This window comes from Flavobacterium sp. MMS24-S5 (assembly GCF_050320125.1).
Taxonomy (GTDB): domain Bacteria; phylum Bacteroidota; class Bacteroidia; order Flavobacteriales; family Flavobacteriaceae; genus Flavobacterium; species Flavobacterium tyrosinilyticum.
Genome location: NZ_CP190016.1, coordinates 3,001,333 through 3,013,906, shown reverse-complemented (window position 1 = coordinate 3,013,906; position 12,574 = coordinate 3,001,333). Strand labels below are relative to the sequence as shown.

Below are 12,574 nucleotides of genomic sequence, written 5' to 3'. Positions count from 1 at the left end.
TTATCAAATTATGCCAGCAAATTCAAAATATCTAAATCCCTCTTTTTGGCCACGCTTTTCCAAAATTACTGCTGCAATTTTAGGAGGATACTTTGTTTCTGTAACTTTTCATTTGGCTTTAGCTTCTTGGTTTAACCGTGCCAATGTATTAATTACAATGGCCTTTAGCGGTTTTATTCTATGGGTAGCTTTAATGATCATTGCATTTTTAGCCAAAAGTGGTTGGAAAATATGGGGAGTTTATATCTTGCTTTCTTTACTTTTTTGTCTTTTTATCTATTTGGGTCAAACCTATAATACGGCACAATAATATTTATGAATAACCGTCATTACAATATCTATTTTCACACGCATACTGTCAGCGGAATCGTTATCAGTGTAGTTCTTTTTGTAATTTTCTTCGCTGGATCTTTTTCTTTTTTTAGAGATGAAATCATCAATTGGGAAAGAAGTGAATCTACAGCAATCACAAGAGAAATTCAATTAGATTACAATAACGCACTGCAGCATCTGGACAAAAAATATGTTTTGCATGGAAGAAATATCACTATTTCTAAACCTTCAGTAGAAAATCGAGTTGCGGTTTATATGGAAGGAACCAAAGATACCTTGGCTCCTAAAAAACAGCAAGCAGGAGAGTTTTTTTATTTAGACAACAAAAATTACAAAGGCTATACTTATGAAGAATCGTATTCATTAGGTGAGCTTTTATACCGTCTGCACTTTCTGGCACAAATTCCATATCCTGTAGGATACTATTTATCTGGATTTACAGCTTTGTTTTTTTTATTCGCAATCATAACAGGAGTTTTATTGCATTGGAATAAAATTGTTTCTAATTTTTATATGTTCCGTCCGAAAGAAAAATTAAAAACACTTTGGACAGATGCACATACCGCTTTAGGAATGATTGGGTTGCCATTTCAATTTGTATATGCAGTTACAGGAGCATTTTTTATGATTAAACTTTTAATTGTCGCACCAGCAGTAATGGCTTTATACAAAGGAGACCAAGATAAACTATACAAGGAACTGGAATATACAGATCCCGATTATAAATTTGAAAATAAAAAACTGGCTAATCCATTTAATATTAATGAGCTGGTTGCCAAAACCAAAAAGAATTGGGCCGATTTTGAAATTACCCGTGTTTTTATCCAAAATTATGGAGATGCCAATATGCATGTTTTGGTAGAAGGCGAACTTTTAAGCCACAAAAAGTTTACTGGAATTGGAAAAGTAGTTTACAGAGTTGCCGACGGAAAAGAAATTGCCAAAAAAGACCCAATTGCACAAACCAGTTATTTGGATATTGTAAAAAATGTTTTGTATAGAATACATTTTGGCGATTATGGCGGATATGCTTTAAAAATTGTAAGCTTCATTTTAGGAATTATAACCTGTTTTGTCATTATTTCTGGAGTTATGATTTGGCTTGTTGCTCGACAAAAAAACAATATGCCAGAAAAGAAAAGACGTTTCAATAACGCTGTTGTTCGCATTTATTTAGCCATCTGCTTGAGCATGTATCCAATTACAGCACTGGCTTTTATAGGAAGTAAAATTTTCTACCCATTAAGTCAGTCTAATTTGTACGCACTTTATTTTGGAGGCTGGCTATTGCTGACTATTTTCTTTATTATTAAAAAGAATGACGCATTTACCAACAAATTCTGTCTGATTTCAGGAAGTATTTTAGGATTCTTAATTCCAATTACTAACGGAATCGTTTCTGGAAATTGGTTTTGGACTTCATTTATGGAAAACAAATTTCAGATTTTCTTTATTGACGTTTTCTGGATTTTCCTAGCTGGAATTTCATTATACACCGCTTATCATTTAAAGCCAAAAAAAGCAGTTTCTTAAATGATTTTTGCCACAAAGGCGCGAAGACGCTAAGTTTTTGTTCCACGCAGATTCTGCAGATTTAGCAAATTTTTTTTAATATTATTTTATCCATAAAATCTGCGGGAGAAAATCTTTTCAATTTCTGTGGTTTTAAAATAAAAACTTAGTGCTTTGAGAAATCAATTCTTTGTAAGCACAAACTCACACTTGTAAACAAAATACTTTAGAATAATTTGTCTCATATCGATTTTGCGTATACTTTTACGCTTTTAATCAAAATATGGGATTCAAAACCAAAATACGTTTTATACACAAATGGCTCGGATTAATTTCTGGGCTTATTGTTTTTATAGTTTGTATTACGGGCTGCATTTTTTGTTTTCACGACGAAATAAAAGACATAACAAGAAAAGAATGGCGTTTGGTTGAATCTCAAAACAAACCTTTTCTATTACCATCTCAATTACAGAAAAAAGCGAAGGAAGTTCTTCCGGCAAACAAAACCAGTATGGTTGCTTATTATGGAAAAAACAGATCGGCAATTGTTTATACCTATTCGGACACAGAGAATTTATATCTCTATTTTAATCCCTATACAGGCAAATATTTAAAAACAGAAAATCCAAAAACCGATTTCTTTATTATTGTAGAATACATTCATTTGTACCTTCTCCTACCCGATTATATTGGAAAACATATTATTGGTGGGGCAACCATAATTTTTATTCTATTATTAATTTCGGGAATTATACAATGGTGGCCGAAACGAAAAAGTGACATTAAAAGAAGTTTCACCATTAAATGGAATGCAAAATGGCGACGAGTAAATTACGACTGGCATAATACTACCGGTTTTTACATTTCATTAATTGCCTTAATTCTTGCTATAACCGGACTTACTTTTACGTACGAATGGGTTGGCGACGGAATTTATAAATCTTTCAATTTTGGCGGAGACAAAGCAGCCGAAACCAAAATGCCTGCAATTGACACAACCACTTTCAAAGCAAATTCAGTTACCGCAATTGACAAAGCATTTACTCAAACCTTAAAATTACAGCCAAAAGCAGAAATGTTCTTTGTAATGATTCCGCAACAAAAAGGCGATATTGTGAGTACAGGTGCTTATCCGCATACCTTACGTTATGATCACCAGAGCAATTATTATTTTCATCCGTCAAACGGAAAATTGATTCAAAGCCAGACATTTGATAAAAAGACTTTGGGATTACAAGTGGTAGAAATGAATTACGGAATACATACAGGGCAAGTTTTAGATCTTCCAGGAAAAATTATAGCCTTTACCGTGAGCTTAATTGCCGCCATACTTCCTATCACTGGATTTATAATTTGGTTTGGAAGAAACAAGAAATCTAAAAAAGTAAAAGTATAAAAAAACCGTCCCGAAGTATCGGGACGGTTTTTTTATAATTGGACTGAAATTATGTGATTAATTTCTGTTTGCTAAGGCATTTTTCTGTAAATTTTTAACCGAACTTACTTTGTTGTCAACATAGGCTACTTCTTTCAAGCTGTCTTCATTAAAGTAAATCCATTTGCCAGTTTTAACTCCGTCTGCGTATTCTCCAACGGCTTTTTTGTTTCCATTTTCGTCATAAGATACCCAAACACCGTCTAATTTACCGTCTTTAAAAAAGCCTTCTTGCTGCACTTTACCACTTTCATAGTAATACGTTGCTTTTACCTTGTTTCCAGCAGCTTCTAATTCAGGCTTTCCTTCTTGTGCAACTACAATTCCTGAGAACAATATTGCAGCTAAAATTACACTCTTTTTCATATCTTTAGGTATTAATGTTAAGAAATCTTTATCAAATATAGTTAATAGTTTACATTAAAAAAACTTTTACTTAACAATTTGATAACATTGATTAAAAACTTAACATTGGAAAAATAGTCCTAATAAAAAAACCAGCGCTCAGGCACTGGTTTTACTGGTATTTTAGAAATATTTAAACTTTACGATAACGTTGTAAATTTCGTAAATAAATTAGTTCAATAATGCTGTAAGTTGTTTATCCAATTCTGGGTCTGAAGGTCTTGCAGCATCATATTTTACAATATTACCACTTGGATCTAACAGAATAAATCTTGGAATTCCAGTTACATTATAATTAACTATAAACTCAGATTCCCAATCTTTATCAGCTAAAAGCTGTGTGCCTCCAAGACTTTTATCGGCAACAAATTTTCTCCATTTGTCGCTGTCTTTCAATTTATCAATAGAAATACTCACAAACTCGATATTTTTTCCATGATACTTTTCTTCCAGCTTTTTTAAATACGGAATCTCAGCTCTGCAAGGTGCGCACCAAATTGCCCACAAATCAATGTAAACATATTTTCCTTTAAAATCAGAAAGTTTGGTTTTTCCTCCTTTATAATTTTCATAATCAAAACTCGGAGAAGCTTTTCCTATAAATTTATTTGATTTTAAAACTCTCTCGTAATCTTGCGCTACATATTGATGAAAACTTTCAAAACTGCGCTTTAAAGCCGTTTTAAAGTCTGCCGAAAAATCACTCTTCTCTATTTTTTCTGTATCCGATTTCAATTTGCCATCCAGTAAAGCAGCAAATTCATTCGGTTCTTTAGTAAAAGCCTCTTTAGTAAAGTTTTCATCCTTTAAGGCCTGTTGCGCTAAAAAGTTACTTTCCTCTACTCCTTTACCTTTATATACAATCGTTTCATCAAATTCTTGCGCGTTTAGTGTTAAATTGACTTCAGAATTTGGTTTTAAATACAAATTAGAAGATTCCTTCCCATCATACAATACATAAAATCCTTGAGGAGCATTAAAAGTGGTTGCAAAAGTTCCTCTTTTATCAATTGGGATTATTTTCTCAAAATTATCTCTTCCCTTAATTATTAAAGTATCACTATTTCTATTGGCAATTGTAGCCGTAAACTTGATAGAATTTGTGTCTTGAGCGACTATGTTTAAAGTATTAAAAATTACTAATCCTGCAACAAAGAGTTTTTTCATAGGTATTTCAATTAGTTTTTAGATAATCAAAACTAAAGAAATTAAAGCTTCCACTTTTTGGAATTAACAAAATATTTAAAATTATTCTGCATCAACTTATCACTTTACTATATTATCTTGAATTTTGTATTTACTTTTGCAGTCTAAAATTTTGATTATGTATAGAAGTCATAATTGTGGCGAATTAAACGCTTCAAATATTAATACCGAAGTTACACTTGCAGGCTGGGTTCAAAAATCGCGTGATAAAGGATTTATGAATTGGGTCGATTTACGTGACCGCTACGGAATTACACAACTTATTTTTGACGAAAGTCGTACTAATAAAACTGTTTTTGAATTGGCAAAAACACTTGGACGTGAATTTGTAATTCAGGTAAAAGGAACTGTTATTGAACGTGAAGCTAAGAACAAAAACATCCCAACTGGTGAAATTGAAATTTTAGTTTCAGAATTAACGATTTTAAATACTGCACTTACTCCTCCTTTTACAATTGAAGATGAAACTGACGGTGGAGAAGATATCAGAATGAAATACCGTTACTTGGACATCAGAAGAAATCCAGTAAAAAATAGTTTATTATTCCGTCACAAAGTGGCAATGGAAGTTCGTAAATATTTATCTGATTTGGATTTCTGCGAAGTGGAGACTCCATATTTAATCAAATCGACTCCAGAAGGAGCGAGAGATTTTGTTGTGCCAAGCCGTATGAACGAAGGTCAGTTTTATGCTTTACCGCAATCTCCACAAACTTTCAAACAACTATTGATGGTAGGTGGAATGGATAAATATTTCCAAATTGTGAAATGTTTCCGTGACGAAGATTTACGTGCAGACCGTCAGCCAGAGTTTACTCAGATTGACTGTGAAATGGCATTTGTAGAGCAAGAAGATATCTTGAATATTTTCGAAGGATTGACAAGACATTTATTAAAAGAAATTAAAGGCATTGAAGTAGATAAATTCCCAAGAATTACTTACGACTACGCCATGAAAACATACGGAAACGACAAACCGGACATCCGTTTCGGAATGAAGTTTGGAGAATTAAATGAATTTGCACAACACAAAGAATTCCCTGTATTTAATGCAGCAGAATTAGTTGTCGGAATTGCTGTTCCTGGAGCAGGAAATTATACTCGTAAAGAAATCGACGGGTTAATTGACTGGGTTAAACGTCCACAAGTTGGAGCATCAGGAATGGTTTACGTAAAATGCAACGAAGACGGAACTTACAAATCATCTGTAGATAAATTCTACGATCAAGACGATTTGATAAACTGGGCAAAAGCAACAGAAGCAAATCCTGGAGATATGATTTTTGTTCTTTCTGGTTCAGCAAACAAAACACGTGCCCAGCTTTCTGCTTTACGTATGGAATTAGCAACTCGTTTAGGCTTACGTAATCCTGAAGAATTTGCTCCATTATGGGTTGTAGATTTTCCATTATTAGAGTTAGACGAAGAAAGCGGTCGTTACCATGCAATGCACCATCCATTTACTTCTCCAAAACCAGAAGATATGGCTTTACTAGAAACAGAACCTGGAAAAGTTCGTGCAAACGCTTATGACATGGTTTTAAACGGAAATGAAATTGGAGGTGGATTTATTCGTATTCATGATAAAGCGACACAACAATTAATGTTCAAATATTTAGGATTTACTGAAGAAGAAGCAAAAGCACAATTCGGCTTCTTAATGGATGCTTTCCAATTTGGAGCACCACCTCACGGAGGACTTGCTTTTGGTCTTGACAGACTTGTGGCAATTCTTGGAGGTCAGGAAACAATTAGAGATTTCATCGCTTTCCCTAAAAACAATTCAGGACGAGATGTAATGATCGATGCTCCTGCTGCAATTGACGACGCACAATTAAAAGAACTTCGAATTAAAGTAGATATTGCTTAATTTGAAGTAAATTATTCATAAAAAAACAAAAAGCCGCTGAAATTTCAGCGGCTTTTTTAATTTAACGAAATACTAAGAAAAATCTTAAATGCTATTTTTTGTGAATTATCATATTCCTACAAACGTAATGTTTTTATATTCCTACAATTAATGATTCGCAAATTATGGTATTTTATAAACAATTTGACGCAATAAACCGCGTAAAAACACTGTAAATCAATAATTTTTACAAAAAATTAACACGTATATGTCTTTTGTATGATTTTAAATATTACATTTGTTTATTATAAATTATTATTACATTACAAATGCGTACAGGTACAGTAAAATTTTTCAATGAATCTAAAGGTTATGGATTCATTACAGACGAAGAAACAGGAAAAGACATCTTCGTTCACGCTTCAGGAATTAACGCGGAAGAATTACGCGAAGGTGACCGTGTAAGCTATGAAGAAGAAGAAGGAAGAAAAGGGAAAGTTGCTGCTAAAGTAGCAGTAATCTAAGAAAAATATAGCAATTTATTTTTTTTGCCTCTGAATGGTCTCAGAAGACGTCCCGAAGTATCGGGACGTTTTTTTTTACCCAATTCTTAAAAAAATATTAAAATAACGCAATGTTATTTATAATGAATAAAAATTAGACATAAACGCGGTTTACTACCCTACTTAAATCCTTTTTTAGCTTGTGTTTTACAGAGTTCCAAGTTATCTTTGTGGCTCATTTTTTAAGTAAAAAATCGAAGTTTATGCAATCTGATCAATACAGTTACATTCCTATTTTAATGCAGTTTATTCTAGCTGTTGGTTTTGTGGTAGGAACAATCATTATTTCTGGAAAATTATGAGCAAGAAGAACCTCTGAAGTTAAAGATAAAAACTTCGAGTGTGGTATCGAATCTGTTGGTAACGCCCGTATTCCATTTTCTGTAAAATACTTCTTAGTTGCCATTTTGTTCGTATTATTCGACGTAGAGGTTATTTTCCTTTATCCTTGGGCAGTAAACTTTAAAGACTTAGGAATTGAAGGAATGCTAAAAATGTTAGTTTTCATGTCTTTGCTTTTAGTTGGTTTCTTTTACATCATCAAGAAGAAAGCATTAGAGTGGGAATAATAATTTTAGATTTTAGATCTGAGATTTTAGATTTATCTAATATTGAGATTTAAAATTTGAATTCAAATTTAAAGTACTGATTTAAAAAATTGATTTTACCTTTTACGATTTCAAAAATCTAAAACCTAAAATCAGAAATCTAAAATAAAATGAGCGATTCAAAAGTAAATATGGTTGCGCCGCCAGAAGGAGTTACGGGTGAAGGTTTCTTCGCTACAAAACTTAGTGATGTTGTTGGTTTAGCAAGAGCTAACTCATTATGGCCGCTTCCTTTCGCGACTTCATGCTGTGGTATCGAATTCATGGCAACAATGGCATCTCACTATGACTTAGCTCGATTTGGTTCTGAGCGTGTGAGTTTCTCGCCAAGACAAGCCGATATGTTATTAGTAATGGGAACTATTTCTAAAAAAATGGCTCCAATTTTAAGACAAGTATACGAACAAATGGCAGAACCTCGCTGGGTTATTGCTGTTGGAGCATGCGCTTCGTCAGGAGGAGTATTTGACACTTACTCTGTTCTTCAAGGAATTGACAAAGTAATTCCTGTTGATGTGTATGTACCAGGATGCCCGCCAAGACCAGAACAAATTGTTGATGGAGTTATGAGACTTCAAGACCTGGTAAAAAGCGAATCTGTGAGACGAAGAAGCTCACCTGAATACCAAGAATTATTAGCTTCATATAATATCTCATAAGATGGCTTTAGAAAACACCCTGATCCAAGATAAACTTACTGAAACATTTAATAACGATGTTTTCAATTTTCAGCAAGAAAGAGATATTTTTTCTTTAGAAGCTTCGGCTGATAAAATTACGCCCCTGATTCTATTCCTTAAAAATGATCCTGAATTACGCTTTCACTTCTTAACAGATTTGTGCGGCATTCATTATCCAGATAACGAAACAGAACGCCAGTTTGCAGTTGTTTATCATTTACACAACTGGTATGAAAACAAAAGATTAAAAATCAAAGTTTTCTTAAACGGCGAAAAACCAGAAATTAAATCGGTTTCAAACATTTTCTTGTCTTCTAACTGGATGGAAAGAGAAACTTTCGATTTCTATGGGATTGACTTTATAGGCCATCCTCAATTGAAACGTATTTTAAATATGGATGAAATGTTGTCTCACCCAATGAGAAAAGAATTCCCATTGGAAGACAGCGGAAGAACAGATAAGGATGACCGATTCTTCGGAAGAACAACAACAAATTGCTAAAAAATAATTCAACATTATAAAATGTCAGAACTATTATTACCACCAGAGCATCGATATGCTAAAATAATTAAGGAGAGACTAAACGAAGACGGAAGCGAACTTTCTGTACTGAATTTAGGTCCGACTCACCCTGCTACACACGGTATTTTCCAAAATATCTTGTTGATGGATGGTGAAAAAATTCTTGAGGCTGAGCCAACTATTGGTTACATCCACAGAGCATTCGAAAAAATTGCCGAAAATCGTCCTTTTTATCAAATTACACCTCTTACAGACCGTATGAACTACTGTTCCTCTCCTATCAATAATATGGGATGGTGGATGACTGTAGAAAAACTATTAGGCATTGAAGTTCCTAAAAGAGCTCAGTACTTAAGAGTTATCGTTATGGAGCTGGCTCGTATTACAGACCACATTATCTGTAACGGGATTTTGGGTGTTGATACTGGTGCGTATACTGGTTTCTTATACGTTTTTCAATTTAGAGAAAAAATCTACGAAATCTACGAAGAAATTTGTGGAGCTCGTTTGACTACAAATATGGGAAGAATTGGTGGCTTTGAAAGAGACTGGTCTCCAGAAGTTTTCAAAAAACTAGATAAATTCCTTGAAGAATTCCCGCCAGTTTGGCAAGAATTCCAAAACTTATTCGAGAGAAATAGAATTTTCCTTGATAGAACTGTAAACGTAGGTGGTATCACTGCTGAAAAAGCAATGGCTTACGGATTTACAGGTCCAAACTTACGTGCCGCTGGAGTTGATTATGACGTACGTGTAGCACAACCTTACTCCTCTTACGAAGATTTCGATTTTATTGTACCTGTTGGAAAATCAGGAGATACATACGATCGTTTCTGTGTTCGTAATGCTGAAGTTTGGGAAAGTTTAAGCATTATTCGTCAGGCGTTAGAAAAAATGCCTCCAGGAAACGAATATCACGCTGAAGTTCCAGATTACTACCTTCCTCCAAAAGAAGACGTTTACACTTCTATGGAATCTTTAATTTATCACTTTAAGATCGTAATGGGAGAAGTTCCTGTACCAGTTGCAGAAATCTATCACCCAGTAGAAGGAGGAAATGGAGAGCTTGGTTTTTATTTAGTAACAGACGGAAGCAGAACTCCATATAGATTACATTTCAGAAGACCATGCTTTATTTATTATCAAGCATTCCCAGAAATGATTAAAGGTGCCATGCTTTCTGATGCAATTATCATCTTATCAAGTTTGAACGTAATTGCAGGAGAATTAGACGCCTAAATAATTGTTGATTTTAGATTTTAGATTTTAGATTGCTGATTGAGAATGCAGATTTTAGAATTTAGGTTTAAAATTATAATTGAGAATTGAAAATTCAGATTGAAGAATCTAAAACTTAAAACAAAGATTGCAGAATAAGGATTGTAGATAAAGATTTGAAAAAATCTAAAGTCTAAAATCTAAAATCTAAAATAAAAATGGAACGTAAACATTACAAACAAGAAATAAACATGACTGAAGCATTGATCGCTCGTATCAATGAATTAATCAGTCATTATCCTGAGGGCAAACAAAAATCGGCTTTATTGCCTGTTTTGCATGAAGTTCAGGATGCACACAACAACTGGCTTAGTATAGAATTGCAAGATAAAGTTGCCGAGATTCTTCAAATAAAACCAATTGAGGTTTATGAAGTGGTTACTTTCTATACGATGTTCAACCAGAAGCCAATTGGTAAGTACATGTTTGAGTTCTGCCAGACTTCTTGTTGTTGTTTAAGAGGTGCCGAGGATTTAATGGATTATACTTCTGAAAAACTTGGCATTAAAATGGGCGAAACAACTCCAGACGGAATGTTTACCATTGCTGGTGTAGAATGTTTAGGTGCTTGCGGATATGCTCCAATGATGCAATTGGGAGATTTCTACAAAGAAAAACTGACAGAAGAAAAAATCGATCAGATCATTGCTGATTGTAGAGATGATAAAATAATATTACACGATAAATAAGATGTCACAAAAAATATTATTAGATAAAATCAATATTCCTGGAATTAAAACCTACGAAGTGTATCGCCAAAATGGTGGTTATGCTTCTGTAGAAAAAGCTTTAAAAACACTTACTCCAGATGAAGTTACTGAAGAAGTAAAAAAATCAGGATTACGTGGACGTGGTGGAGCAGGTTTCCCTGCGGGAATGAAATGGAGCTTTATTGATAAAAAATCAGGAAAACCAAGACACTTAGTTTGCAATGCCGACGAATCTGAGCCTGGAACATTCAAAGATAGATTTTTAATGGAATACATTCCTCACTTATTGATCGAGGGAATGATTACTTCAAGCTATGCTTTGGGCGCTAACCTATCGTATATCTACATTCGTGGAGAATATATGTGGGTTTTCAAAATCTTAGAAAGAGCAATCGCCGAAGCAAAAGCTGCCGGATGGTTAGGAAAAAATATATTAGGATCAGGTTATGATCTTGAACTTCACGTTCACTGTGGAGCTGGAGCTTATATCTGTGGAGAAGAAACAGCATTAATCGAATCATTGGAAGGTAAAAGAGGAAATCCTCGTATTAAACCACCTTTCCCAGCAGTTTCTGGTCTTTGGGCAAACCCAACTGTGGTAAACAATGTCGAAACAATTGCGACTGTGCCTTGGATTGTAAACAATTCTGGTGATGATTATGCTAAAATTGGAATTGGACGTTCTACTGGAACTAAATTAATTTCTGCTTCAGGACACATTAAAAATCCTGGCGTTTATGAAATTGAACTAGGTTTAAGCGTTGACGAATTCATGAATTCTGATGAATATCTAGGAGGAATGTCTTCAAGCAGACCTTTGAAAGCATTTGTACCTGGAGGTTCTTCTGTGCCAATTTTACCAGCTGAATTGATTTTCAAAACAGCAAATGGCGAAGATCGTTTAATGACTTACGAATCTTTAAGTGATGGTGGTTTTGCTACTGGATCTATGTTAGGTTCTGGAGGATTTATTGTTTATAACGATACTGCTTGTGTCGTTAGAAACACTTGGAACTTTGCTCGTTTCTACCACCACGAATCTTGCGGACAATGTACTCCATGCCGTGAAGGAACTGGATGGTTAGAAAAAATCTTATGGAGAATCGAAAACGGTCAAGGCCGTGAAGAAGATATCGAATTATTGTGGAGCATTCAGAGTAAAATTGAAGGAAACACAATTTGTCCACTTGGTGACGCTGCTTCTTGGCCAGTAGCTGCAGCGATTCGTCACTTTAGAGATGAATTTGAATATCACGTTCGTTTCCCAGAAAAAATTAAAAATAGAGATCACTTTGTTGCCGAGCCTTTCTCACAAGTTAAGCATTTAGTTGGCGGTAAAGTAATCGTATAAAAATAAAAAGCAGAAAGTTATAAAGTTCATAATGTTAAAAAGGACAGCAATTCTTTTCAATATTCCGACTTTCAACAAAAAAGTTTAAAATAGTTTCAAGTTTCAAGTTTTTTTAGTTTCA

12 protein-coding genes and 1 pseudogene are annotated in these 12,574 nt (G+C 34.1%); 11 read left to right on the top strand and 2 right to left on the bottom strand.

All coding sequences use genetic code 11. From position 1 onward, the window contains the following. Positions 1-10: 10 nt before the first annotated feature. From ACPWTF_RS13955 to ACPWTF_RS13945, 3 genes are all read left to right on the top strand, one after another. A complete protein-coding gene (locus tag ACPWTF_RS13955) occupies positions 11-310 on the top strand; it encodes a hypothetical protein (RefSeq protein WP_427871631.1) in 300 nt (99 codons plus the stop codon). Between the two features lie 5 nt (positions 311-315). After that, positions 316-1,866 (top strand): PepSY-associated TM helix domain-containing protein, encoded by a 1,551-nt coding sequence (locus tag ACPWTF_RS13950; protein WP_427871629.1) that lies wholly within the window; start codon positions 316-318, stop codon positions 1,864-1,866. A gap of 262 nt (positions 1,867-2,128) precedes the next feature. Continuing rightward, a complete protein-coding gene (locus ACPWTF_RS13945; RefSeq protein WP_427871627.1) occupies positions 2,129-3,241 on the top strand; it encodes a PepSY-associated TM helix domain-containing protein in 1,113 nt (370 codons plus the stop codon). 57 nt (positions 3,242-3,298) lie between these two features. On the opposite strand, the gene ACPWTF_RS13940 is transcribed toward ACPWTF_RS13945, so the two are convergent. After that, positions 3,299-3,646 (bottom strand): toxin-antitoxin system YwqK family antitoxin, encoded by a 348-nt coding sequence (locus ACPWTF_RS13940; protein ID WP_095929657.1) that lies wholly within the window; start codon positions 3,644-3,646, stop codon positions 3,299-3,301. Positions 3,647-3,856: 210 nt separating this feature from the next. Next, entirely contained in the window at positions 3,857-4,852 is a 996-nt protein-coding gene (locus ACPWTF_RS13935) for a TlpA family protein disulfide reductase (protein WP_427871625.1), read from the bottom strand. Between the two features lie 157 nt (positions 4,853-5,009). On the opposite strand from ACPWTF_RS13935, the gene aspS reads away from it, so the two are divergent. The 8 genes and pseudogenes from aspS (at position 5,010) to nuoF (ending at position 12,453) form a co-directional block, all read left to right on the top strand. Beyond that, positions 5,010-6,761, top strand: a complete 1,752-nt coding sequence (gene aspS, locus ACPWTF_RS13930) for an aspartate--tRNA ligase (protein WP_427871624.1) — start codon at positions 5,010-5,012, stop codon at positions 6,759-6,761. A 308-nt stretch (positions 6,762-7,069) separates the two neighbouring features. Beyond that, on the top strand, positions 7,070-7,264 hold the full coding sequence (locus ACPWTF_RS13925) for a cold-shock protein (protein WP_007137066.1): 195 nt from the start codon (positions 7,070-7,072) through the stop codon (positions 7,262-7,264). A 242-nt stretch (positions 7,265-7,506) separates the two neighbouring features. After that, positions 7,507-7,872 (top strand): annotated as a pseudogene (locus tag ACPWTF_RS13920) (NADH-quinone oxidoreductase subunit A). Positions 7,873-8,021: 149 nt separating this feature from the next. Next, a complete protein-coding gene (locus ACPWTF_RS13915; protein ID WP_095929653.1) occupies positions 8,022-8,570 on the top strand; it encodes an NADH-quinone oxidoreductase subunit B in 549 nt (182 codons plus the stop codon). A gap of 1 nt (position 8,571) precedes the next feature. Further along, complete coding sequence (locus ACPWTF_RS13910) at positions 8,572-9,093, top strand: NADH-quinone oxidoreductase subunit C (RefSeq protein WP_095929652.1); 522 nt, start codon at positions 8,572-8,574, stop codon at positions 9,091-9,093. Between the two features lie 21 nt (positions 9,094-9,114). After that, on the top strand, positions 9,115-10,353 hold the full coding sequence (locus tag ACPWTF_RS13905) for an NADH-quinone oxidoreductase subunit D (RefSeq protein WP_095929651.1): 1,239 nt from the start codon (positions 9,115-9,117) through the stop codon (positions 10,351-10,353). A 197-nt stretch (positions 10,354-10,550) separates the two neighbouring features. After that, positions 10,551-11,081, top strand: coding sequence for a complex I 24 kDa subunit family protein (locus tag ACPWTF_RS13900; RefSeq protein WP_012023324.1), 531 nt, complete (start codon positions 10,551-10,553; stop codon positions 11,079-11,081). Between the two features lies 1 nt (position 11,082). Beyond that, positions 11,083-12,453 carry an NADH-quinone oxidoreductase subunit NuoF gene (nuoF, locus tag ACPWTF_RS13895; RefSeq protein WP_201999056.1) on the top strand — a complete coding sequence of 457 codons (1,371 nt, stop codon included), beginning with the start codon at positions 11,083-11,085 and terminating at the stop codon, positions 12,451-12,453. Positions 12,454-12,574 lie beyond the last annotated feature (121 nt).